A 22993-nucleotide genomic window follows, 5' to 3' on the forward strand; every position below is an offset into this window, starting at 1 on the left:
TATTAATTGCTTTGTGTGTTATTACTAGCTCCAAGCACGATTGTTACGTGATTAGAACGTTTTCTAATTCTGTGTGCTCGACCTTGAGGAGCCGGACGAAGTCTTTTTAACATCATTCCGCCATCTACTCTAATCTCTTTTACAAATAAAGCTGCTTCTTCAATACTTGCTTCTGCATTCTTAGCTTGCCAGTTGGCAATAGCAGATAACAATAATTTTTCTAATTTTCTTGAAGCTTCTTTTTGACTAAATCTTAATATATTTAGTGCTTTTTCAACTTTCTGACCTCTTACCAAGTCTGCAACCAAGCGCATTTTTCTAGGTGAAGTAGGGCAGTTATTTAACTTTGCGAAAGCAATCTGTTTGTTTGCTTCTTTTCTCGCGTCTGCTGTTTCTCTTTTTCGAACTCCCATTGCTTCTTATTTTTTACCTTTATTCTTAGCACCTGCATGACCTCTAAAAGATCTTGTTGGTGAAAACTCTCCTAATTTGTGCCCTACCATATTTTCAGTCACATAAACAGGAACAAACTGACGACCGTTATGTACTGCAATTGTTTGTCCAACAAAATCCGGAGTAATCATTGAAGCTCTTGACCAAGTTTTAATCACAGCTTTATTTGATTTCTCAACATTTTCAAGAACTTTTTTATCTAATTTGTAATGTACAAATGGACCTTTTTTTAATGAACGTGCCATGTCTATCTAATTATTTCTTTCTGCGTTCAACAATATACTTATTACTTGGACTAACTTTAGAGCGAGTTCTGAAACCTTTTGCAGGCAACCCTTTTCTAGAGCGTGGATGACCTCCAGAAGAACGCCCTTCTCCACCACCCATTGGGTGATCAACAGGGTTCATTGCAACTGGTCTAGTTCTTGGTCTTCTACCCAACCATCTTGATCTACCGGCCTTACCGGAAACAATTAATTGATGATCTGAATTTGAAACCGCACCAATAGTAGCCATACATGTTAACAAGATAAGTCTTGTTTCACCAGAAGGCATTTTGATAGTAGCATATTTTCCATCTCTCGCCATTAATTGAGCAAAAGTACCAGCCGAGCGAGCAATAACAGCTCCTTGACCTGGACGCAACTCAATACATGAAATAACAGTTCCTAGAGGAATTTTACTTAATGGAAGAGCATTACCAATTTCAGGGGAAGCGTTTTCGCCTGAACTTACAGTTTGACCAACATTTAATCCATTTTGAGCAATCACATATGTTTTTGCCCCATCCACATAACTTAATAAAGCAATAAATGCTGTTCTGTTTGGATCGTACTCAATAGACTTAACTGTAGCAGGAATTCCTGCTTTAGCTCTTTTAAAATCAATAATACGATACTTCTGTTTGTGACCACCGCCTGTATAACGCATGGTCATTTTTCCTTGACTATTTCTACCTCCTGAGTTTTTTTTCGGTGCCAATAATGACTTTTCCGGCTTATCAGTTGTAATGGCGTCAAAACCATTCACAACTCTAAAACGCTGACCCGGGGTAATAGGTTTTAATTTTCTAACTGACATTACTTATTAGATATTGTTATAAAAATCAATTGTTTCTCCTTCTTGCACTTCAACAACTGCTTTTTTGTAAGCATTTGTTTTAGCACTAATCATACCACTTTTAGTGTACTTTACTGAACGATCCGGTCTTACATTCATGGTATTTACAGCAACAATATTTACACCATAAGCTGCTTCGATAGCATTCTTAATTTGAATTTTGTTTGCTTTTCTATCTACCACAAAACCATAACGATTGTTCAATTCACTTTGCTTTGTGATTTTTTCAGTTATGATAGGTTTAATTATGATACTCATGGCCTATTATTTACTTAAATTTTGTTCAATTCCTTCTAAAGAACCTTCTAAAAGCACAACTTTATTTGCGTTTAAAATCGCATAAGTACTTAATTCTGAGTTAGTTACAACATTAGAAGCCTTTAAATTGCGTGACGACAAATATACGTTTTTATTTGAATCTCCCAACACAAACAAAGATTTTTTATTTTCTAACCCTAAAGCTTTTAAAATCGTAATGAATTTCTTAGTATTTGGAGTATCAAAATTAAAATCTTCTACTACAATTAAATCTGAGTCACTAACCTTTTGAGAAAAAACAGATTTTCTGGCTAATTTCTTTAAAGTCTTGTTTAATTTGAAAGAATAACTTCTAGGTCTAGGCCCGAAAACAGTCCCCCCACCTTTAAACAAAGGATTCTTAACACTTCCTGCACGAGCAGTACCTGTTCCTTTTTGTTTTTTAATTTTTCGAGTACTCCCGGTAACTTCAGCTCTCTCTTTTGATTTGTGCGTTCCTTGTCTTTGATTAGCCAAGTACTGTTTTACATCAAGATAAACCGAATGTTTGTTGGGCTCGATAGCGAATACATCGTCAGAAAGTTGAACTTTTCTGCCGGTATCTTTTCCGTTAATATCTAAAACTTTTACTTCCATTACTTCTGAATGATTACATAAGAGTTCTTGTGACCAGGAACGCATCCTTTCACCAAAAGTAGATTTTTATCAGCTACTACCTTTAAAACTCTAAGGTTTTGAATTGTTACATTTTCTCCTCCAGTTCTTCCTGCCATACGCATTCCTTTGAATACTCTTGATGGATAAGAAGAAGCTCCAACAGAACCCGGTGCTCTTAAACGGTTATGCTGACCATGAGTTGATTGTCCAACACCACCAAATCCGTGACGTTTTACAACACCTTGAAATCCTTTACCTTTAGAAACACCTTGTACATCAACAAATTCTCCTTCGTTGAATAGATCTACAGTGATTAAATCACCTAATTTGTATTCTGTTTCAAACTCTTGAAATTCAACGACTTTTTTCTTAGCAACCGTACCTGCTTTTTTAAAGTGACCCACGGCCGCTTTTGTAGCATGTTTTTCTGCTTTGTCATCGAAACCAAGTTGAAACGCTTCATACCCGTCAACCTCTTTGGTTCTGACTTGGGTAACGACACAAGGACCTGCTTCTATCACGGTACAAGGAATATTCTTTCCGTTCTCGTCAAAGATACTGGTCATGCCGATTTTTTTTCCAATTAACCCAGACATATTAAATTATTTATAAATGATTAAATTTTATTTAATTAGAATAAGAACCAAGCAATAAGAAAGTCTTATTGCTTGGTAACTCTATCTAATATTATCACACTTTGATTTCTACTTCTACACCACTTGGCAACTCTAATTTCATTAGAGCATCGATAGTTTTAGATGAAGAAGAATAGATATCTAACAATCTTTTGTATGAACTCACTTCAAATTGTTCTCTAGCTTTTTTATTTACGTGAGGAGAACGTAGAACAGTAAAAATTTTCTTGTGAGTTGGTAACGGAATTGGTCCGGTTACAACAGCTCCGGTACTTTTAACCGTTTTTACGATTTTCTCTGCTGATTTATCCACCAACATGTGATCGTAAGATTTTAATTTTATTCTGATTTTTTGACTCATTTTCTTAAAAATTAAGCGTTACCTTTTGCTTTTTTAATCACTTCTTCAGAGATATTTGAAGGAGTTTGTTCATAATGTGAGAATTCCATTGTTGAAGTTGCTCTACCTGAAGACAATGTTCTCAAGGTAGTTACATATCCAAACATTTCAGAAAGCGGAACAAACGCTTTAATTGTTTTTGCTCCCGCTCTGTCTCCCATATCATTTACTTGACCTCTTCTTCTGTTCAAATCTCCAACAATATCACCCATGTTTTCTTCTGGGGTGATTACTTCAATTTTCATGATTGGCTCAAGAATTACAGCACCAGCTGCCTTGGCTACTTCTTTATAACCCATTTTAGCAGCCAATTCAAAAGAAAGTGCATCTGAATCCACTGGGTGGTATGATCCGTCTAATAAAGTTACTTTTAATCCATCAACGGCATAACCTGCAAGAGGACCTTGTTTCATGGCTTCTCTGAATCCTTTTTCAACAGCAGGAACATATTCTTTAGGAACGTTTCCTCCTTTTACTTCATTCACAAACTGAAGACCAACAAAAGGTTTTCCGTCAACCTCATCAGCCGGTTCTAAACGGAATACAATATCACCAAATTTTCCACGTCCACCTGATTGTTTTTTATAAACCTCTCTGTGTTGAGCTGCTTTAGTGAAAGCTTCTTTGTATTCAACCTGAGGCTCTCCTTGATTTACTTCTACCTTAAATTCACGTTTCATTCTATCAATCAAGATATCCAAGTGAAGCTCACCCATACCTGAAATAATTGTTTGTCCTGATGCCTCATCTGTTCGAACTGTAAAAGTAGGATCTTCTTCGGCTAATTTTGCTAAAGCCATACCCATTTTATCTACATCCGCTTTTGTTTTTGGCTCAATAGCAATACCAATTACCGGATCAGGGAACTTCATTGACTCAAGTACAATTGGGTGTTTTTCGTCACACATTGTATCTCCAGTCTTGATGTCTTTAAATCCAACTGCAGCTCCAATATCTCCAGCCTCAATAAATTCGATTGGATTTTGTTTATTTGCGTGCATTTGGTAAATACGAGAAATTCTTTCTTTATTTCCAGAGCGTGTATTAAGTATATATGAACCGGCATCTAAACGACCTGAATAAGCACGGAAGAAAGCCAAACGACCCACATAAGGATCTGTTGCAATCTTAAATGCCAATGCAGCAAACGGCTCTTTTGGATCAGGACGACGCAAAATTTTCTTTTGGTCTTCTTCTAACAAATCAGCATCATCAGGATGAATTCCTTCGATACCTTCTTTGTCTAATGGAGAAGGCAAATATTTACAAACTGCGTCTAACATAAATTGTACCCCTTTGTTTTTGAAAGAAGAACCGCAAATCATTGGAATGATTGCCATATCAATTGTAGCTGCTCTTAACGCGTTATTAATTTCTTCTTCAGTGATAGAATTTTCATCCTCCATATACTTATCTAATAAGTTCTCGTCATAAGTAGCGATTTCTTCAATAAGTTTAGAACGATATTCTTTTACTTCAGCAACCATATCAGAAGGGATATCCACAACGTCAAAAGTAGCTCCTTGAGTTTCATCATGCCATACGATAGCTTGATTTTTCACTAAGTCAACCACTCCTTTGAAATCTTGCTCTTCGCCAATTGGTAATGTAATGGCAACTGCATTCGATTTCAACATATCTTTTACTTGTTGACAAACCGAAAGAAAATTCGATCCTTGACGGTCCATTTTGTTAACAAACCCCATTCTTGGAACGCGGTATTGGTCAGCTAGCCTCCAGTTTGTTTCAGATTGCGGTTCAACACCATCCACTGCACTAAACAAAAACACTAAACCATCTAATACCCGCAGTGAACGATTTACTTCAACTGTAAAGTCAACGTGTCCGGGAGTGTCAATAATATTAAAATGATACGGTTTAGACTCAGCAATAGGTTTACCTTGATTGGTTGGAAAATTCCACTCACAAGTAGTAGCTGCCGAAGTAATAGTAATACCTCTTTCTTGCTCTTGTGCCATCCAGTCCATTGTTGCTGCACCGTCATGTACCTCACCAATTTTATGTGATTTACCGGTGTAAAAAAGAATACGCTCTGTTGTTGTCGTTTTTCCTGCATCAATATGAGCAGCAATTCCAATATTTCTTGTGTATTTTAAATCTCTAGCCATTTCTATATCAATTAAAATCTAAAGTGAGAGAACGCTTTGTTAGCTTCTGCCATTTTGTGCGTATCCATTCTTTTCTTAACCGCTGCTCCTTCTTCTTTAGCTGCTGCTAAAATTTCAGAAGCTAATTTAGCCGCCATTGATTTTTCGTTTCTTTTTCTTGCATACAAAATCATCCACTTGATAGCATACGATATTTTTCTATCCGGACGAATTTGCATAGGAATTTGGAAAGTAGCTCCACCCACTCTTCGTGAGCGAACTTCTACGTGAGGCATTACATTCGTTAACGCATCTTTCCAAATTTCTAAGGCTGATTTTTCAGCATCTTGCTTTTTCGTTTCCACTATTTCTAAAGCATCATAGAATACTTTAAAAGCGGTAGATTTTTTACCATCCCACATTAAGTTGTTTACAAAACGTGTTACCAATTGATCGTTAAATTTTGGATCCGGTAAAAGAGGTCTTTTTTTGGCCTGTCTTTTTCTCATGTCTTTTCTTTAAAAGTTTCTAATTACTTTTTCTTTGCGGGTGCTGCTGCTTGACCTGGTTTAGGACGTTTAGCCCCATATTTTGAACGACGTTGCGTACGACCTGCTACTCCAGCAGTGTCTAACGCCCCTCGAACGATATGGTACCTAACACCTGGTAAATCTTTTACCCTTCCGCCCCTAACTAATACTATCGAGTGCTCTTGTAGATTGTGTCCTTCTCCCGGAATGTATGCATTCACCTCGTTTCCGTTTGTTAAACGAACCCTTGCAACTTTTCTCATCGCTGAGTTTGGTTTTTTAGGCGTCGTTGTGTAAACACGAGTACACACACCTCTTCGTTGAGGACAAGAATCTAAAGCAGCCGATTTACTCTTCTTAGTTATTTGGGCTCTCCCTGTTCTTACTAATTGTTGAATTGTTGGCATAATTAATACTATAAATTTCTATGTTTTATAAAATTACCCTATTTTAAGGGGTTGCAAATGTAGTATTTTTTTTTGTTAAAACAAATCATAATTTATTTATTTTGTTTGAGTTGTATTTTTGGGTGCCATATGGAAGTTTTTGGTTTAATATTTTGTACTCTTTTAAATTCTTCTTTATCCTTCTTACATATACCATATATCCTATTTTTGCGTTATTTTTAGCGAAAATAAATTAGTGTTGAAAAGAATATTGTTTTTTTTATTTGTTTTTACTTCCTATTCCTTAGGAGCCCAAAACATCTATCTATCAATAGAGGGCCTGTTTGAATCTGAAACAAAAAAAATCGATTCTATTGGTTACTCCAAAAAATTTTCAAATGCAAAAGGAGTGTTAGACGAAAGCAAAAAATTAGGTAAAAAACTTTTTGAATTAGGCTATCTTGAGAGTGAAAATATCAGCAGTAAAAAGACAAACGACTCTACTTTTTTGTTTGTATATAGTTTAAGAAAAAGAACTTCTCATTTACATATATATATAGGTGATAAAATATCCCCTTTTTTGAGTGATTCATATCACATAAACGATGATTTTGTAAAGATTCCCATAGAAAATGTAGAAACGTTTATGATGGATATTTTAAAAAAACTGGAATCAACCGGTTATTCTTTGGCTCAATTGAAGCTAGAGAACTTTAGAAAACAAAAAGATCTTTTATTTGCAGATTTATTGATTGAACCCAAAAAAAAGAGAAACCTAAATGATATTGTAATTGAAGGCTTCCCAAAATTTCCTGAAAGTCATCGGATTAATTTGAAAAAAATGTATGCCAAACAAACTTTTAACCAATCTAATTTGGTTAAGTTATATAAAACTGTTGAAGGATTTAGGTTTGCACGTCAAACCAGCTATCCTGAAATTTTGTTTACACAAGACTCAACAAAAGTTTATGTATATTTAGAAAAAGCTAAAGCAAACCGATTTGATGGTTTTATAGGTTTCACGAATGACGAAGGGGGAAAAATCAATTTTAACGGTTATGTCGATTTACTTTTACACAATCTCTTAAATTCAGGAGAACAGTTTTCAATTTTATGGAAAAGCGACGGTAACGAACAGACTACTTTTAATGCTAACTTACAAATTCCCTATATTTTTAAAAGTGCATTAGGGATAAAAACAGAACTTCAAATTTTTAAACAAGACAGTACCTTTCAAAACACACGAACAGCAATTGACTTGGGTTACCTTTTTACTTATAATACAAGATTTTATTTAGGTTATCAATCTACTGAATCAAGTGATATACAAAATACCAATTCTAGTTTTATCAGTGATTTTAAAAATTCATTTGTAACAGGACAGCTAGAATATACCGATTTTAAAACGGATGACTTTTTATTTCCTGAAAAAACCACTTTGGATTTGAAGGCTGGTTTGGGAAAAAGGGATTCAAAAACAGATTCGCAAAGTCAAATATTTGGGCAATTGGAGCTCAAACACAATGTCTATTTGAATGCAAAAAATATTGTACACCTTAAATCCCAAAATTTTTACCTTAAAAGTGATGCTTATATCGTAAACGAATTATATCGGTTTGGTGGCATAAACTCGATTCGGGGCTTTAATGAAAATAGTCTACAAGGAAATTTATTCTCTTCAATTCTTACAGAATACCGTTATGTCCTTTCCTCCGGAATGTATTTACATTCTATTATAGATTATGGTTATTTCCAAGATAAAACGACAGATTTCAGTGATTCATTATTAGGGTTGGGGTTTGGATTTGGATTGTTAACCAAAAACGGGCTTTTTAATTTGGTTTACGCTAATGGAAGTGTTGGTAATCAAGAAATTAAAATTTCTAATTCGATTGTTCACATTAGTTTTAAGACAAGTTTTTAGTTTGTCAAAGATAATTCTACCTTTGCCTCATGGAAAAAGAGAATCAAATTTTTGGAATTAGAGCAATTATTGAAGCAATTCAAGCTGGTAAAGAAATCGATAAAGTGTTTTTACAAAAAGACATTCAAGGTGACTTAATGCGTGAATTAATGAAAGTGATGAAAACTCACAAAGTGAATTTCAGCTATGTTCCAATTGATAAACTAAATCGTCTTACTCCAAAAAATCACCAAGGTGCCGTGGCAACCATTGCTCCTGTAAATTTTCATGATTTGGAAAGTTTGATTTCCAACGTGCTGGAAAGTGGTAAAACTCCTCTGTTTCTTATTTTAGATCAACTTTCAGATGCTCGTAATTTTGGTGCCATCATCCGAACGGCAGAATGTACGGGTGTTGACGGAATAATCATAGGTAAACAAGGAGCAGCCCCCGTTAACGGTGATACTGTAAAAACAAGTGCCGGAGCTGTTTTTAATGTTCCTATTTGCAAAGTAGAACATATTAAAGATGCGATTTTTTACTTGCAAGGCTCAGGAATCAAAACAATAGCAGCAACAGAAAAAACAGAGGATGCAATTTATGATTTAGTACTTAATGAACCATTAGCAATCATTATGGGAAGCGAAGACCGAGGCATCAATCCATCCGTTTTGAAAATTGTGGATGAGAAAGCAAAATTACCTATGTTTGGAACCATCGCTTCATTAAATGTTTCTGTGGCTTGTGGGGCTTTTTTATATGAAGTGGTGAGACAGAGACGTTAATTATTCTTTCTCTTTCTCCGGTTTAAATTCATAAAATACATTTTCATCAATGTTGAAAAAAGTGTATTCTACCTCTAATTCTTCAGGCTTTGGCGTGTTGACGAAATTTCCGTTTTCATCAAAATGTTTCATAAAGGGGTCGTCTTCCGGATTAAAATCGGGTTTTTCCCAGTCGTAACGAATTGTTTTTTTATACTTCTCTGCTTTGTATAAAAGTGAAAATAAAAATCCGGTAATAAAACCTGCTAGATGTCCTTCCCATGAAACTTGATTATCTACTTCCGGAAATATATACCAAACCATTCCGCCATACAACATCACAATCAACAAAGACAAAGCAACTAATCGGTAATATTGTGTTTGAATACCTTTGAAAAATATAAAACTAACTAAAACATAAATTAATCCACTGGCACCAATATGATAACTTTCTCTTCCAATTAGCCAAGTACCTAAACCTGAAAACAATATACCAAACACTAAAATTTGCAAAGAAACTTCTCGGTAGAAATAACGTAAAACCGCGAGTAAAAACAATAGTGGAATCGAGTTATTATACAAATGTTTGATGTCTCCGTGCAAAAACGGACTCAAAATAACGCCTTTTAAACCACTGACTGTTCTTGGTAAAACGCCATAAGTACTTAAATCGATTTTGAATCGGACTTCAACCCAAAAAACAATCCACAAAACCAACACAAAAAATAGTGGCCATGCAATCACCGAGGTAGAAAAAATAAAGGAGTTTTGCTTCATACTAATAATCAATATCAAAAACACATCCAAAACGAAAATAGTGCTATTTTGTCAGAAATGAGTAATTTTACATTATGGAAGCACCATTAGCAGAACGTATAAGGCCGCAACAATTATCGGAATACATTAGTCAGTTGCATTTGGTTGGTGAACAAGGCTCGTTAACTCACCAAATTGCAAAAGGAATTATTCCTAGTTTGATTTTGTGGGGACCTCCCGGAACAGGAAAGACCACTTTAGCACAAATTATGGCTCAAGAAAGTCATCGCCCCTTTTTTACATTAAGTGCCATAAATTCTGGAGTAAAAGACATTCGTGAAGTCATTGAAAAAGCTAAATTAAGTGGTGGATTGTTCACCGCTAAAAATCCAATTTTATTTATTGATGAAATTCATCGCTTTAGTAAATCTCAACAAGATTCGTTACTTGCTGCCGTTGAAAAAGGATGGATAACCTTAATAGGAGCAACTACCGAAAACCCAAGTTTTGAGGTAATTCCCGCTTTATTGTCAAGATGTCAGGTATACGTATTACATCCCTTTTCTAAAGAGGATTTAGAACAATTGTTACTACGAGCTATTGAACAGGACGAAATTCTAAAAACCAAAACCATTACCTTAACTCAAACTGAGGCTCTTTTGCGTCTTTCCGGTGGTGATGGTAGAAAATTATTAAATATTTTCGAGTTAATTGTAAACGCAACTGAAGAAGACTCCGTTGAAATTACAAATGAAAAAGTAATGCAATTGGTGCAGAAGAACACCGTTTTGTATGATAAAACAGGAGAACAACATTACGATATTGTTTCGGCATTTATTAAGTCAATACGCGGAAGCGACCCAAATGGTGCCGTGTATTGGTTAGCCCGAATGATTGAAGGTGGTGAAGACGTAAAATTTATAGCTCGTAGAATGCTTATTTTAGCGAGCGAAGATATAGGCAATGCCAATCCAACTGCTTTGATTATGGCAAATAATACTTTTCAAGCCGTAACTACCATCGGTTATCCTGAAAGCAGAATTATTCTTAGTCAATGTGCTATTTATTTAGCTACTTCTGCCAAAAGTAATGCAAGTTATTTGGCTATCGGGAAAGCTCAACAAATCGTGAAACAAACCGGCGATTTGTCTGTGCCATTTCATCTTAGAAATGCCCCAACAAAACTAATGAAGGAATTGGGCTATGGCGAAGAGTATCAATATGCTCACAATTTTGAAAACAATTTTACGGAGCAAGAATTTCTTCCTGATGAAATTAAAAACACTTCATTCTATGAGCCAGGAAACAATGCCCGCGAAAGGGAATTAAGAAATTTTCTGAAAAACAGATGGAAAGACAAATATGGTTATTAAAACTTAATCTCTAATTTTTCCGAAATCACTTTTTCATTTTCTTGGTATTCAAAAAACCAGCTGCCATCTTTCATAGTAATCACTCCATTTTGATTTCCTTTTTGAGCTAAAAATAAGGATGGATTGTCCGTCTTAAATAATTTATAAACCACTTTAGGTGTAGAGTCTACCAATTGAAATCCATTAGCAGTTGGCTGAGCAAAAAGTAAATTGGAAAAATCTTTTGTTTCATAACCCGAAGTTGCAACGTTCTCTATGGCTGGTTCCTGACTTGGATTATTGGAAACGGCAACAACTTTTGTATCATTGAATTTGTAATTAAAAGCAGAAAATGCTTTAAAAGCTTCTTGTAATGCTTCAGGATATGCTTTTTTATATTCTTTTTCTTTTGTTCTTCCGTCCGGACTCTCATAAACAACTTTGCCAAAACAATCTTTGAAAACTATAGTAACTTTTGTCCAAAACAATTGCTTACCTTTCCGTACATCTACACTTAGTATTGCACAACGATCGTTGCTTACCTCCCTAGGTATTTCAGTGTTTTCGTAAAAAGCGATAAAGCCCATTTTTTCTAAATTAAGTTTGGTGATGGTATTCAATCGATATTGATTTTCCGAGTCAAAATCACTAAATTTCAACGGAACCAAAACATACTTATAATCATTCAGGCTTTGAGAAAACAACTGAAAAGAAGTAATCAATAAAAACAGTAAGAATATTTTTTTCATCATCATAAAATAAAATAATGCTAAAGGTAATTTTTTAAATGCAATAGTTGGTTCACTTGCGGAAAATTATTATGAATCGGAATGTTTAATTCGTTAAAAAAAATAGCGTCCATTCCATAATTCAGGGCTCCTTCAATATCTACTTCCCAACTATCACCAATCATAATTGAATTTTCCTTATTTGTGTTGGCTGATTGAATGGCGTGATTAAAAATAATTGGATTTGGCTTTTTCACACCGGCACTTTCTGAATGAGTGATGGTTTTAAAATATTTTAAAAGATCTGAATTTTTCAGTTTCCCGTTTTGAACGGATTCAAAACCATTCGTGATAATATGCAAATTATAATTTGGGTATAAATAGTCTAAAATTTCATATGCCCCTTCATGTAAATGATTAAACTTCGGAAGATATTGAATGTATTCTTGCGAAATTAAATGAATTAAATCAGCTGTTACCTTATAGTTCATTAAATCAAAAACTTCTTTCAAACGCTGGTAGCGAAGTTCTTCCTGAGAAATTTTTTCCTCCCGATACAATTTCCAAAACTTAAGATTGGTTGGAATGTAATGCTCTAAAAAAAAATCTAAATTCACCTCCAAATGATGCTTTTTAAAAATCATTTCAAAAGCTAAAGCCGAATTTTTTTCAAAATCCCACAACGTGTGATCTAAATCAAAAAAGATGTCGGATTTGTGCTGAAAGGGTTTCATTATAGGGTGATGAATGGTGTTTAAACAATACTATCCTACTTCGTAGGAGATTCCTATTTCGACTTCGTCATCATTCGGAATGACAAAAGCGACTGTTATTTTCCGCCTTTCACAATGACGGCATTTTCAATGTGATAAATCCAATCGTTTACATCATTATCGTTGTAACGAAAGGTTCCTTCCAAAGTCACATATTGGTCTGTTTTTAATTTTGGAGTAGCTCCTTTAAACTTGATTCCCATAATGGTTTCCGGACCGGCTTGACCGCAAAAAAAACAAGAGGCAAAGACGTTTTTACTTAATGCATACGATACATTATCAATTGGAATGATAAAACCGCTCATTACAATTTTCTTCTTATTTTTTGACTTTAAATCAGAATTAATAATAGGAAACATCACTCCATCCGGATAATCTTTATCTGGTTTTTTGATGTATTTTATAATCCCCAACAATTTCCAAGATAAGGTGTCGGGTTTCACTTGCGTGAATAAATCATCTTCAAAATTATTATTATGTGATTCAAGTGAAGGTACAAAACCTGCTTGTTGAACAGAAATTTTTTCAGATTGCTTTGAGCTAGCAAAAGGATATTTTATTTCCAATGAACTATCTAAAACAATGATAATTCCGAATAAAAGAATAAAAACAATATAAATTTTACGCATTAGCTAATGTTTTTGAAATGTTTAATCGATAGGCTTTTATAGCGGGGATTACTGCTGCCAAAATCCCAACAAAGATAGTGACCATAAATAAAATTCCTTCTTTTTCCCAAATTATTGTCATTGGATTAAAAGCCATTTTAAATTGTTCATCGGTAGTGCTTGAAATCATAACCAACGCTAATCTTCCAAAAAGTGTACCAAAGAAAAACCCAACTATACAAAGCAATAAACTTTCAAACAACACCAACCCTAACATTTGGATTCGTGATGCACCGGAAACCCGCAACAACGCAAACTCATATTTTCGTTCTTTCAATCGATTATACAAAGCGATGAAAATACTGATTCCAGAAATCAACATAATTCCGTAAGCTAAATACTGTAAAGCCTGTAATCCAATGCCGAATAAGGAGAATAATCGGTTAATCTCAATAGCGGGTAATGCTGCTTGCATTTTTGTGTTTTGAGCAATCATTCTTGGCCAAGAAATGATACCCATTTTGTTTTTAAATTTTACTAAAACAGCTGTAATTTCTTTGGCTTCGTCGTGTTCGTGTTCATCACCCTCTTCGTGTACGTGTCCTTCTTCACCGTGAGCGGGATTTTGAGAAACTTCATGGTCGTGATCTTCCTCGTGATCATGATTACAATTTTCATCGTGCACGTGTTCTTCATGGTCGTGCTCATCGCCCTCTACATGGATATGACCTTCTTCTCCGTGAGGAGGGTTTTCATCTTCCGAATAGGCTTCTCCACCATGATTGTGACCTCCATGCATCTCCCAAACACTTTCAATTGTACACAAAATTAAATTATCGATTACCTTTCCGGTTGGTGAAGCGATTCCAACTACTACATAAGCATACTCTTCGTGTAAATGACCTTCTTCGGCATCACCATGTGTTCCAAAAAATTTATCTCCTAGTTTAATGTTTAGTTTTTGGGCAATTTCGCTCCCTATAACGACCTCAAAATTCTTTTCAAACACTTTTCCTTCAGAAATCTTTGCAGTGTATTTTTTAATGTAATCAGGTGTGGTCCCAACAATTTTAAATCCGCGGTAATTATCCCCAAAAGCTAACGGAATGGCCGTTTCCACAAAAGGATGTTTCATCCAAACTTCGGCTTCTTTGTAATCAATATTTCCGGTTGGAGCATCAACGTGATAAACCGAAGAAAGTATCAATTGTAATGGACTACCTTGTGCCCCTAAAACCAAATCGACACCATCAATGTTACTTGAAAATTGTTTTTCAAATTGTTCTTGTAACAAAATCAACAACGAAATAATCGCTACTGATGCAGTTAATAAAACCAAACTTAAAACTGTATTCAAAGGCTTAAACCAAAGGTTTTTCCAAGCTAATTTTGCTATCATTTAGTTTAAGTTTATTTGGTTAGAAAATTTATCTTTTAGTCGTTGGTCATGCGTCACAATTATTAGCGAGGCTTTGTATTCTCTGGATAAATGGCCTAACAAATCGGCTACTTTTGATGCGTTTTCATCATCTAAACTTGATGTTGGTTCATCGGCCAAAAGCAATTTTGGTTCATTTATCAAAGCTCTTGCTATAGAAACACGCTGTTGTTGTCCAACGCTTAAATTAGAAGGAAGTTTATGTAGTTGATCTTCTAAATCTAATTGTTTTAAAAGTGATTTTGCTTTATCAGTTGCTTTTTTCCCGGTTGCCAACCATGAAGCTAAAACAACATTTTCAAGCACATTTAATGAAGCCACAAAATGAGATTGTTGCAAAACCAAACCGATATTTTTTCCACGGAAGTTGTCTAATTCTTTTTCAGACAACATAGAAATATTAGTATCTCGAATGGAAATTAAACCGGATTTTGGTCGCAATAATCCTCCCAAAAGATGCAACAAAGTGGTTTTGCCTTTTCCTGAATTTCCGGTTATTAATAATGCTTCTGATTCATTATTCATGATATTCGGAAAAGCAAAATGGGTAGTTTCGTTAAATGAGAACGTTAAATTTTCTGTATAAATCATTCCATTTTAATTAGATCCGAAAGATACTGATAATTTGAAAAACGAGTTGTTAATCAATTCTAAAAATTAGCCTAAGATTTCCGCATTCTTTTGGGTCCATACCATAACCAAAATCCGGTGATGGTAAAAAGCATCAAAGCAAAACTCATGACTATAGTGTAAATCAACTTAAAAACGCCCGATTCTAATCCTAAATAATAATCAACGATAGAACCGTCATGAATTTTTTCAATAACATCAGAACGCCGTAAATCAATTTGTAACAGATTTCCGGTTGCACCATCGAGTTGTACTTCATAAAAATTTGATTTAAAAGTAAACTTCACCATTCCTTTTTCCGGGCGAACATCTATCCTATCTATTTCGTTAAAATTGGAATTGTTTAAATAATTTTTAATGTATTGCTGAGCATTTTTTTGTAAGCTATCCAACGGAAGAAAACTACTCAATTCCTTGGTTGTTCCATTCTTGGATTCTGGTAAAATTATACCTCCACTATGCTTTTTTATTCCCAATAAAAAACCTGTTACCGCTACTATAAAGAAAAAAACAAACAATAATACTCCTGTAGTTCGGTGTACTTTTCTAAAAAAGCGTAATTGTTTGGCTTGATTTTTTCTTTTATGAGACATTATTCAGTTTTTATTTATAATATTCCATTATCTGCAAAACTATAATAGTTGTTTTCTGTGATAATTACATGGTCTATTAATGCAATATCTAACTGTTTCACCGCGGCTTTTATTTTTTGTGTTAACTGAATATCGGATTCACTAGCAATTAATTTTCCGGAAGGATGATTATGCGTTAAAACGATAGACAAAGCATTGTACTCTAAAGCAAATTTTAAAACGATTCGAATATCAACAACTGTCCCTGTAAACCCGCCTTTACTTAGTTGGGCTTTGTGAACAATTTTGTTTGCATTATTCAAATACAAAACCCAAAATTCTTCATGGGGCAATTCACCGATAAGAGGCTGCATAACATTAAAGACGATTTGGCTGGAATTTATTTTTATTGCTTCTTTTACGTTCTCCTCTCTTCTTCGTCTACCTATTTCAGTGGCGGCAATGATTGCTATTGCTTTTGCTTCTCCAATCCCCTTAAATTCGATCAGTTGCTTTAAAGACAATTTCCCTAATGCATTTAAGTTGTTATCAACATGTGACAAAATGCGTTTGCTTAAATCAACAGCACTCTCATTTCTGTTTCCGGAACCAATTAGTATTGCTAAAAGTTCTGCATCGCTCAATGCCGATTTTCCTTTCAGCATTAGCTTTTCTCTGGGCTTATCATCTTCTGCCCAATTTTTGATTGAAAAAGGGTTGTTTTGTTCCATTCTGTATGGCTTTTAAAAATTAATAGTGCAAATAAAGTTTTTTTTGTAACATAATTACTAAATTTAAGACTTATTTTAAAATTAAAAATTTTATTCATGAAAAAATTAAGAATCTTATTTGGAGTAACACTTTTTGTACTTTTTAACTTTTCTGCTTTGGCTCAAACTGCAGACGGAATAATCAATACTTACATAGAAAATATAGGAGGTGCTGAAAAATTCAGAAGTTTGACCGGTACAAAAATGGAGATGAATGTTAATTACCAAGGAATGGAGATTCCTGTTGAACTTGTTCAATTAAAAGGAGGAAAAATGTATTTGAAAATTAATTTTCAAGGACAAGAGATTACACAAATGGCTTTTGATGGAACGACGGCTTGGTCAACTAATTTCATGACTATGAAAGCAGAAAAAATGGAATCTGAAATGGTGGAAAATATTAAACAAGAAGCCGGTGATTATCCGGATGCATTGATTGATTACAAAGCAAAAGGTTATACTGCTGAATACCTGGGAAAAGAAACTAAGGAAGGGACAGAATGTTATAAAGTAAAACTAACTAAAAAACCTCAAATGGTTGACGGTCAAAAAGTAGACAATGTAGTTTTTTACTATTTTGATACTGAAAACAATGTTCCGATTGTTACTGAAGCCGAAATTAAATCCGGACCAATGAAAGGTCAATTATCGGTTACAACCATGAGTGATTATCAAGAAGTAGAAGGAATGTATTTTCCTTTCTCTATGAATCAAGGTGGACAACCTATGAAAATTAAAAAAGTAACCTTGAATCCAACGGTTGATCCAAGTGCTTTTACTTTCAAAGAATAAATCAATCAATAAACATAAAAATTCCCCTTATTAATTTTAGTACGGGGATTTTTTTTAACTGAACGAACTTATGAAAAACATTTTCAAATTATTTTTAACGGTAGGTTTGATTTTCAGCCTTGAAACAAAGGCCCAAGAGGATGTGATTTTAAAAGGAAAAGAACTTTTTGGTGATATTAGAGCACGGCAAATTGGTCCGGCAATTATGAGTGGGAGAATTTCGGATATTGCCAACCACCCCACTAACAACAAAATCATATACATTGGAGCAGCCGGTGGAGGCGTTTGGAAAAGTGCTGATGGTGGAGCCTCCTTCTCACCTGTTTTTGATAAACATATTCAATCGATTGGTTGTGTAGCCATTGATCCAAACAATCCCGACAATACAATTTGGGTGGGGACCGGAGAACCTTGGACCAGAAACAGTGTTTCCGTTGGCGATGGAATTTACAAATCTACCGATGGCGGTTTGAACTGGAACAACATGGGTTTACCAAAATCCGACCGTATCACCTCTATCATTGTTGACCCAAGAAATAGTGATGTTGTTTGGGCAGGAGTTTTAGGTGCTCTTTGGGGTGACAGCGAAGATAGAGGAATTTATAAAACAACCGATGGCGGAAAAACATGGAACAAAGTTTTTTATGTTGATCAAACAACCGGTTGTGCCGATTTGGTTATTGACCCATCAAATCCTGACGTCATGTACGCCAGTTTTTGGGAATTTAGAAGAACGGCTTGGTCATTTAATTCGGGAGGTAACAATTCTGCCTTATACAAAACTATCGATGGAGGAAAAACTTGGAATAAAATTCACAATGGTTTTCCAAAAGGTCAGTTAGGTAGAATTGCGATTGGTGTTGCTCCTTCTAATTCGCAAATTTTATATGCAGTTTTAGAAACTGAACAAGACAAAGACAAAGGGTTATATCGTTCGGATGATTCAGGTGCTACATGGAAACATTTGAACAGTGATTTTGAATTGGTTGTTCGTCCGTTTTATTTTTCAAGAATTACGATTGACCCAAGAAATCCAGATACTCTATACAAAGGTGGGTTAAGAGGCTCTATTAGTCGTGATGGTGGAAAAACATTTAAACCGCTTGGAAATATGCACGCTGATATTCATGACATTACCGTTGATTTACATGATAGCAATAGAATTTATGTAGCGACCGATGGTGGTTTATACAGAAGTTGGGATTCAGGAAACACCTTGGATATTGTTAAGAATTTGCCGCTTTCACAATATTATCATTTGAGTTTGGATAATGAAGAACCGTATAATATTTATGGTGGTTTACAAGATAACGGTTCATGGTATGGTCCAAGTAAAAGCGATGGCGGCATTGAAGCTCGCGACTGGCATAGTGTGGGCTACGGCGATGGTTTCCGCGTTTTGAAACATCCAACCAAAAAAATTATTTATAGTGAGATGCAAGGTGCCGAAAATATTTGGCGATATAATTTAGAAACAAAAGAACTAAAAACGATTCAACCGCTTCCTGAAAAAGGTGATCCCAAATTGCGTTTTAATTGGAATACGCCGATTTTAACCGGTATTCATAATCCGGACAGAATTTATGCAGGAAGCCAATTTGTGCATGTTTCAGATGATATGGGACAGACTTGGCGAAAAATTTCAGGCGATTTAACAACCAATGATCCAACAAAAACCAATACCGAAAAATCAGGAGGTTTGTCTGTAGATAATTCGGGTGCTGAAAACCATTGTACCATTTTTGCCATTGCAGAGTCTCCTCTAAATAAAGATGTTCTTTGGGCCGGAACCGATGACGGAAATGTTCAAATTACTAAAGATGGTGGAAAAACATGGTCAAATGTTACTCCGAATGTAAAAGGTTTACCAAAAAACACTTGGTGTTATCATATTGAAACAAGTGTTTTTAACGAAGGAACTGCTTACGCTGTTTTTGATGGTCATTCGAAGAATGATTATGCAACTTACGTCTATAAAACTTCTGATTTTGGAAAAACGTGGACATCTATCGTAACAGCCGATATCGATGGTTTTGCTAGAAATATTCAAGAAGATTATAAAAATCCTAACTTATTGTTTTTAGGAACAGAAAAAGGACTTTACATTACTGTTGATGGTGGAAAAAACTGGTCGAAATTCGAAAACAATATGCCGGCCGTAGCTGTTCATTACCTTGATTTACACCCTAAAACGAATGATTTAGTAATGGCTACACACGGAAGAGGAATTATCATTTTAGATGATGTGAGTCCACTACGTCAAATTACTCCGGACATTTTGAAAAAAGACGTTCATTTCTTTGAAACGAAACCATTTGTGATTGAAGAACAATCCAGTTTTGGCGGAACAGCTTCTGAATTAGAGTTTGTTGGTCCGAATCCCAATACGTCGGCTCAACTTATTTATTATTTGAAAAAACGACACACTTTTGGTAAGATGGAAATGGAAATCCAAGACTTAAATGGTCATAAAATTGCTACTTTAATACCTGGAAAACAAAAAGGCATCAATATTGTTACTTGGAATTTCAATACAAAAAATCCTAAAATTGCGACAGCAAAAACGTTAAGTTACGGTGGTTTTACTTCCCCAAGGGTTGAAGCAGGAAAATATAAAGCAATTCTAACTAAAGGAAATGAAAAATTTGAGTATGAGTTTGATGTGATTAATGACCCAAAAAGTGTGATTTCAATATCTGAAAGAAAAAAACAAGCCGAAACCACTAAAATGCTGTTTGACAAAAATGAAGAGTTAGCATATATCGTTTATGAATTAGACGAGATAATTGCTTTAAACAAAAAAATCATGGAGAAAGATGCCAAATTAGCTAAATCCAATGGCAAAATTGATTCAGAATTTAATTCTTTGAAAAATACAATGGTTGTAACGACAGGAGACATGTATGTAGGTGCTGCTGAACCACAATTAAGAGAAAAACTAAGTGCTATTTATGCAACCGTTGCCTCTCAGTTTGATGCTCCATCTCCATCGCAAATTGCCAATATCGAAAATATAATGGATAAATTCAATACGGCAAAAAGTGGTTTTAACGATTTAAAATCAAAATACAAAAACAAATTAGTGGAACAAGCTACTAAACTTCAAATTCCTTTTTCATTGAAATCATTTGAAGAATACTTAAAAGACTAAATTTATAATTTATTTTTCTAAAAAATGCTTCTTTACAAAAAGAGGCATTTTTTTTACTAAACTACTGACCTATTGCCTTATGAACAAATTTCCTAATTAACCAATTCCTTCACCTCCTCAAAATCCAACCCTCCATAATTCCCGGAACTCATCAATAACAAAGCAGAATTATCCAAATTAGTTGAAAATAAAAAGTCTTTAAATATGGTTGGATTCGTGTAAATAATCAAATCATTTCGTTTGAACGATTGAGCAATTTGGTCATATGTAACTTCTTCCAATTGTTTTATTTTAACAGCATCTGGCGAATAAAACACAACAGCAACATCAGCAGCATCTAAAGCACCTTCGTATTCTTTTAGAAATTCAGCATTCAAACTACTATACGTGTGCAATTCTAAACAAGCTACTAATTTTCTATCGGGATATTGATTTTTAACTGCTTTGGTAGTCGCAGAAACTTTACTGGGTGAATGAGCAAAATCTTTGTAGGCTACTTTTCCTTTTCCTTCTGCAATTTTCTCTAATCGTTTGGATGCTCCTTTAAAACTGGCAATAGCTTCATAAAAATCGGCTTCATCAATACCCATGTTTTGGCAAATCCATTTCGCTCCGGCAAGATTGTTCAAATTGTGAGCTCCAAATACTTCTATGGGCATTGGTCCTTCGGGTGTGTCGAGATACGTAGTTCCATTCTCAACAGAATAATTGGGTGTTTGATAGGGCAATCTTCGTATGGTGTTGGTGGTCTCTTCCGCTACTTTTTTTACCGTTTCGTCTTCTTCATTATAGACTAAAATACCACCTTTGGTAATTTGGTTGACAAAAATCTCAAACTGTTCAACATAATTTTCAAACGTTGGAAACACATTAATATGATCCCAAGCAATACCCGAAAGTAGAGCAATATTAGGTTGATACAAATGAAATTTCGGTCTTCTATCGATTGGAGAGGATAAATATTCATCGCCTTCCAAAACGATAAAATCATTTTTTTCTGTGAGATGAACCATAGTATCAAAACCTTCCAATTGTGCTCCAACCATATAGTCGACTTCAATGTTATGATAGTGCATGACGTGCAAAATCATAGAAGTAATAGTCGTTTTTCCATGTGAACCACCAATCACAACACGGGTTTTATTTTTGGATTGTTCGTATAAAAACTCTGGATACGAATAAATTTTCAACCCCAATTCTTTTGCTTTCAACAATTCAGGATTATCAGCTTTGGCATGCATTCCGAGAATAACGGCTTCGATATCTGTTGTGATTTTTTCAGGAAACCATCCCATTTCCTCCGGTAAAAGTCCGAATTTTGCTAAACGTGATTTGGAAGGTTCAAAAATGGCATCATCACTTCCGGTAACGTGATATCCTTTGTGGTGAAGAGCAAGTGCTAAATTGTGCATGGCGGCACCGCCAATGGCGATAAAGTGGGTTCTCATTTTTGGTCGTCGGTTGTAGGTTGTCGGTTAACAGATAACGAATAACTGACAACGGCTATTTATTTTTCAAATTTCTTTTTTAATTCCAATGCTTTTTGGGGTTGCTTCAATTTGTTCTGATACAGATTGTATAACTTTTGATAGGTTGTAATGGAGTTTCCAATTGCATGAGCTTTTTTTAGATTGACCTCAGCCAAATCATATCTTTGGAAATATTCATCAATATAACCCTTTGCTAAAAAACCATCTACTTTAGATAAATTCATTAACTCATTTGCATATTGTTGAGCTTTTGTTTCACTGCCACCTACAATACTCGGTAATTCAACATATAAAATCACTAAAGCCCAACGTGCACTGATATGCTTTGAATCTAACTTAGCCGCAGTCAAGAAAGAATTTTCAATTTCACCTAATAGGCCTAATGCTGAAAATTTATTAGACTCTTTAGCTTTCATTCCCATTACCGCACCATATTTATAGTGATAATCTGCATTTTTGGGAAATTGTACTAATATTTTTTTATAATAAGAAATTGCTTCATCCCATTTTTTCTCTTTTCCTGCAATATCGCCTAAATATTCTAACGTTTTAGTATGGTTTGGATTCGATTTTAAAAAATTTTCAAACAAAACTTTAGCTTCCGAAAATTTTTCTCTTTGGAACAATTGCTCTGCTTTTTCAAAATCTGAATTAGCCATCAGCTGAAAGGATAGGAATAAAAAAAATAGTCTAAAAGTTGTCATGCTTTTTATTTGAATT

25 protein-coding genes are annotated in these 22993 nt (G+C 34.7%); 5 read left to right on the forward strand and 20 right to left on the reverse strand.

The genetic code is table 11. The features are described from left to right. Positions 1 to 2 precede the first annotated feature (2 nt). The 10 genes from rplV to rpsL form a co-directional block, all read right to left on the reverse strand. Entirely contained in the window at positions 3 to 413 is a 411-nt protein-coding gene (rplV, locus tag R2782_RS08130; RefSeq protein WP_371267741.1) for a 50S ribosomal protein L22, read from the reverse strand. 6 nt (positions 414 to 419) lie between these two features. Further along, positions 420 to 698, reverse strand: coding sequence for a 30S ribosomal protein S19 (rpsS, locus tag R2782_RS08135; RefSeq protein ID WP_026710311.1), 279 nt, complete (start codon positions 696 to 698; stop codon positions 420 to 422). Between the two features lie 10 nt (positions 699 to 708). Further along, positions 709 to 1533, reverse strand: coding sequence for a 50S ribosomal protein L2 (rplB, locus tag R2782_RS08140; RefSeq protein ID WP_371267742.1), 825 nt, complete (start codon positions 1531 to 1533; stop codon positions 709 to 711). A 6-nt stretch (positions 1534 to 1539) separates the two neighbouring features. Continuing rightward, a complete protein-coding gene (gene rplW, locus R2782_RS08145; protein WP_026710313.1) occupies positions 1540 to 1830 on the reverse strand; it encodes a 50S ribosomal protein L23 in 291 nt (96 codons plus the stop codon). A 6-nt stretch (positions 1831 to 1836) separates the two neighbouring features. Further along, a complete protein-coding gene (rplD, locus tag R2782_RS08150) occupies positions 1837 to 2466 on the reverse strand; it encodes a 50S ribosomal protein L4 (RefSeq protein ID WP_371267848.1) in 630 nt (209 codons plus the stop codon). Next, a complete protein-coding gene (gene rplC, locus R2782_RS08155) occupies positions 2466 to 3083 on the reverse strand; it encodes a 50S ribosomal protein L3 (RefSeq protein ID WP_371267743.1) in 618 nt (205 codons plus the stop codon). Before rplC ends, rplD begins: the two co-directional genes overlap by 1 nt. A gap of 94 nt (positions 3084 to 3177) precedes the next feature. After that, complete coding sequence (gene rpsJ / locus R2782_RS08160; RefSeq protein WP_026710316.1) at positions 3178 to 3483, reverse strand: 30S ribosomal protein S10; 306 nt, start codon at positions 3481 to 3483, stop codon at positions 3178 to 3180. An 11-nt stretch (positions 3484 to 3494) separates the two neighbouring features. Continuing rightward, positions 3495 to 5651 carry an elongation factor G gene (gene fusA, locus R2782_RS08165; RefSeq protein WP_371267744.1) on the reverse strand — a complete coding sequence of 719 codons (2157 nt, stop codon included), beginning with the start codon at positions 5649 to 5651 and terminating at the stop codon, positions 3495 to 3497. 11 nt (positions 5652 to 5662) lie between these two features. Beyond that, positions 5663 to 6139, reverse strand: coding sequence for a 30S ribosomal protein S7 (gene rpsG, locus R2782_RS08170; protein WP_371267745.1), 477 nt, complete (start codon positions 6137 to 6139; stop codon positions 5663 to 5665). A gap of 23 nt (positions 6140 to 6162) precedes the next feature. Further along, positions 6163 to 6567, reverse strand: coding sequence for a 30S ribosomal protein S12 (rpsL, locus tag R2782_RS08175; protein ID WP_248432887.1), 405 nt, complete (start codon positions 6565 to 6567; stop codon positions 6163 to 6165). A gap of 235 nt (positions 6568 to 6802) precedes the next feature. Here rpsL and R2782_RS08180 point away from each other — a divergent pair, with 235 nt between their 5' ends. Next, complete coding sequence (locus R2782_RS08180; RefSeq protein WP_371267746.1) at positions 6803 to 8470, forward strand: hypothetical protein; 1668 nt, start codon at positions 6803 to 6805, stop codon at positions 8468 to 8470. A 29-nt stretch (positions 8471 to 8499) separates the two neighbouring features. Beyond that, positions 8500 to 9234, forward strand: coding sequence for a 23S rRNA (guanosine(2251)-2'-O)-methyltransferase RlmB (gene rlmB, locus R2782_RS08185; RefSeq protein ID WP_371267747.1), 735 nt, complete (start codon positions 8500 to 8502; stop codon positions 9232 to 9234). Here rlmB and R2782_RS08190 read toward each other — a convergent pair whose 3' ends face one another. After that, the gene (locus tag R2782_RS08190; RefSeq protein WP_371267748.1) at positions 9235 to 9990 is read right to left on the reverse strand and encodes a rhomboid family intramembrane serine protease; all 756 of its coding nucleotides are present in this window, start codon (positions 9988 to 9990) and stop codon (positions 9235 to 9237) included. Between the two features lie 74 nt (positions 9991 to 10064). On the opposite strand from R2782_RS08190, the gene R2782_RS08195 reads away from it, so the two are divergent. Next, the gene (locus R2782_RS08195; RefSeq protein ID WP_371267749.1) at positions 10065 to 11342 is read left to right on the forward strand and encodes a replication-associated recombination protein A; all 1278 of its coding nucleotides are present in this window, start codon (positions 10065 to 10067) and stop codon (positions 11340 to 11342) included. Here R2782_RS08195 and R2782_RS08200 read toward each other — a convergent pair. The 7 genes from R2782_RS08200 to radC form a co-directional block, all read right to left on the reverse strand. Continuing rightward, positions 11339 to 12070 carry a hypothetical protein gene (locus R2782_RS08200; protein ID WP_371267750.1) on the reverse strand — a complete coding sequence of 244 codons (732 nt, stop codon included), beginning with the start codon at positions 12068 to 12070 and terminating at the stop codon, positions 11339 to 11341. The genes R2782_RS08195 and R2782_RS08200 overlap by 4 nt on opposite strands. Positions 12071 to 12090: 20 nt before the next feature. Further along, positions 12091 to 12783 carry a YjjG family noncanonical pyrimidine nucleotidase gene (locus R2782_RS08205; RefSeq protein ID WP_371267751.1) on the reverse strand — a complete coding sequence of 231 codons (693 nt, stop codon included), beginning with the start codon at positions 12781 to 12783 and terminating at the stop codon, positions 12091 to 12093. A gap of 95 nt (positions 12784 to 12878) precedes the next feature. Further along, positions 12879 to 13451 carry a hypothetical protein gene (locus tag R2782_RS08210; RefSeq protein WP_371267752.1) on the reverse strand — a complete coding sequence of 191 codons (573 nt, stop codon included), beginning with the start codon at positions 13449 to 13451 and terminating at the stop codon, positions 12879 to 12881. Then, the gene (locus tag R2782_RS08215) at positions 13444 to 14829 is read right to left on the reverse strand and encodes an ABC transporter permease (RefSeq protein WP_371267753.1); all 1386 of its coding nucleotides are present in this window, start codon (positions 14827 to 14829) and stop codon (positions 13444 to 13446) included. Before R2782_RS08215 ends, R2782_RS08210 begins: the two co-directional genes overlap by 8 nt. Further along, the gene (locus R2782_RS08220; protein ID WP_371267754.1) at positions 14830 to 15459 is read right to left on the reverse strand and encodes an ABC transporter ATP-binding protein; all 630 of its coding nucleotides are present in this window, start codon (positions 15457 to 15459) and stop codon (positions 14830 to 14832) included. Between the two features lie 71 nt (positions 15460 to 15530). After that, positions 15531 to 16091, reverse strand: a complete 561-nt coding sequence (locus tag R2782_RS08225) for a PepSY domain-containing protein (RefSeq protein WP_371267755.1) — start codon at positions 16089 to 16091, stop codon at positions 15531 to 15533. Between the two features lie 14 nt (positions 16092 to 16105). Beyond that, entirely contained in the window at positions 16106 to 16801 is a 696-nt protein-coding gene (gene radC, locus R2782_RS08230) for a DNA repair protein RadC (RefSeq protein WP_371267756.1), read from the reverse strand. 96 nt (positions 16802 to 16897) lie between these two features. On the opposite strand from radC, the gene R2782_RS08235 reads away from it, so the two are divergent. Further along, a complete protein-coding gene (locus tag R2782_RS08235) occupies positions 16898 to 17632 on the forward strand; it encodes an outer membrane lipoprotein-sorting protein (RefSeq protein ID WP_371267757.1) in 735 nt (244 codons plus the stop codon). 70 nt (positions 17633 to 17702) lie between these two features. Beyond that, the gene (locus R2782_RS08240) at positions 17703 to 20783 is read left to right on the forward strand and encodes a hypothetical protein (RefSeq protein WP_371267758.1); all 3081 of its coding nucleotides are present in this window, start codon (positions 17703 to 17705) and stop codon (positions 20781 to 20783) included. Positions 20784 to 20875: 92 nt separating this feature from the next. Here R2782_RS08240 and murC read toward each other — a convergent pair whose 3' ends face one another. Together murC and R2782_RS08250 are read right to left on the reverse strand one after the other, a co-directional pair. Then, positions 20876 to 22231, reverse strand: coding sequence for a UDP-N-acetylmuramate--L-alanine ligase (gene murC, locus R2782_RS08245; RefSeq protein ID WP_371267759.1), 1356 nt, complete (start codon positions 22229 to 22231; stop codon positions 20876 to 20878). Between the two features lie 59 nt (positions 22232 to 22290). After that, positions 22291 to 22977 carry a tetratricopeptide repeat protein gene (locus R2782_RS08250; RefSeq protein WP_371267760.1) on the reverse strand — a complete coding sequence of 229 codons (687 nt, stop codon included), beginning with the start codon at positions 22975 to 22977 and terminating at the stop codon, positions 22291 to 22293. Positions 22978 to 22993: the final 16 nt, after the last annotated feature.

Origin of the sequence: Flavobacterium sp. (assembly GCF_041392085.1) — a bacterium.
GTDB lineage: Bacteria > Bacteroidota > Bacteroidia > Flavobacteriales > Flavobacteriaceae > Flavobacterium.

What these genes read in the sequence shown, in the direction of transcription:
- rplV (WP_371267741.1), bottom strand. Translation starts at nt 413, where the DNA reads ATGGGAGTTCGAAAAAGAGAAACAGCAGACGCGAGAAAAGAAGCAAAC.
- rpsS (WP_026710311.1), bottom strand. Translation starts at nt 698, where the DNA reads ATGGCACGTTCATTAAAAAAAGGTCCATTTGTACATTACAAATTAGAT.
- rplB (WP_371267742.1), bottom strand. Translation starts at nt 1,533, where the DNA reads ATGTCAGTTAGAAAATTAAAACCTATTACCCCGGGTCAGCGTTTTAGA.
- rplW (WP_026710313.1), bottom strand. Translation starts at nt 1,830, where the DNA reads ATGAGTATCATAATTAAACCTATCATAACTGAAAAAATCACAAAGCAA.
- rplD (WP_371267848.1), bottom strand. Translation starts at nt 2,466, where the DNA reads ATGGAAGTAAAAGTTTTAGATATTAACGGAAAAGATACCGGCAGAAAA.
- rplC (WP_371267743.1), bottom strand. Translation starts at nt 3,083, where the DNA reads ATGTCTGGGTTAATTGGAAAAAAAATCGGCATGACCAGTATCTTTGAC.
- rpsJ (WP_026710316.1), bottom strand. Translation starts at nt 3,483, where the DNA reads ATGAGTCAAAAAATCAGAATAAAATTAAAATCTTACGATCACATGTTG.
- fusA (WP_371267744.1), bottom strand. Translation starts at nt 5,651, where the DNA reads ATGGCTAGAGATTTAAAATACACAAGAAATATTGGAATTGCTGCTCAT.
- rpsG (WP_371267745.1), bottom strand. Translation starts at nt 6,139, where the DNA reads ATGAGAAAAAGACAGGCCAAAAAAAGACCTCTTTTACCGGATCCAAAA.
- rpsL (WP_248432887.1), bottom strand. Translation starts at nt 6,567, where the DNA reads ATGCCAACAATTCAACAATTAGTAAGAACAGGGAGAGCCCAAATAACT.
- rlmB (WP_371267747.1), top strand. Translation starts at nt 8,500, where the DNA reads ATGGAAAAAGAGAATCAAATTTTTGGAATTAGAGCAATTATTGAAGCA.
- R2782_RS08190 (WP_371267748.1), bottom strand. Translation starts at nt 9,990, where the DNA reads ATGAAGCAAAACTCCTTTATTTTTTCTACCTCGGTGATTGCATGGCCA.
- R2782_RS08195 (WP_371267749.1), top strand. Translation starts at nt 10,065, where the DNA reads ATGGAAGCACCATTAGCAGAACGTATAAGGCCGCAACAATTATCGGAA.
- R2782_RS08200 (WP_371267750.1), bottom strand. Translation starts at nt 12,070, where the DNA reads ATGAAAAAAATATTCTTACTGTTTTTATTGATTACTTCTTTTCAGTTG.
- R2782_RS08205 (WP_371267751.1), bottom strand. Translation starts at nt 12,783, where the DNA reads ATGAAACCCTTTCAGCACAAATCCGACATCTTTTTTGATTTAGATCAC.
- R2782_RS08210 (WP_371267752.1), bottom strand. Translation starts at nt 13,451, where the DNA reads ATGCGTAAAATTTATATTGTTTTTATTCTTTTATTCGGAATTATCATT.
- R2782_RS08215 (WP_371267753.1), bottom strand. Translation starts at nt 14,829, where the DNA reads ATGATAGCAAAATTAGCTTGGAAAAACCTTTGGTTTAAGCCTTTGAAT.
- R2782_RS08220 (WP_371267754.1), bottom strand. Translation starts at nt 15,459, where the DNA reads ATGATTTATACAGAAAATTTAACGTTCTCATTTAACGAAACTACCCAT.
- R2782_RS08225 (WP_371267755.1), bottom strand. Translation starts at nt 16,091, where the DNA reads ATGTCTCATAAAAGAAAAAATCAAGCCAAACAATTACGCTTTTTTAGA.
- radC (WP_371267756.1), bottom strand. Translation starts at nt 16,801, where the DNA reads ATGGAACAAAACAACCCTTTTTCAATCAAAAATTGGGCAGAAGATGAT.
- R2782_RS08235 (WP_371267757.1), top strand. Translation starts at nt 16,898, where the DNA reads ATGAAAAAATTAAGAATCTTATTTGGAGTAACACTTTTTGTACTTTTT.
- R2782_RS08240 (WP_371267758.1), top strand. Translation starts at nt 17,703, where the DNA reads ATGAAAAACATTTTCAAATTATTTTTAACGGTAGGTTTGATTTTCAGC.
- murC (WP_371267759.1), bottom strand. Translation starts at nt 22,231, where the DNA reads ATGAGAACCCACTTTATCGCCATTGGCGGTGCCGCCATGCACAATTTA.
- R2782_RS08250 (WP_371267760.1), bottom strand. Translation starts at nt 22,977, where the DNA reads ATGACAACTTTTAGACTATTTTTTTTATTCCTATCCTTTCAGCTGATG.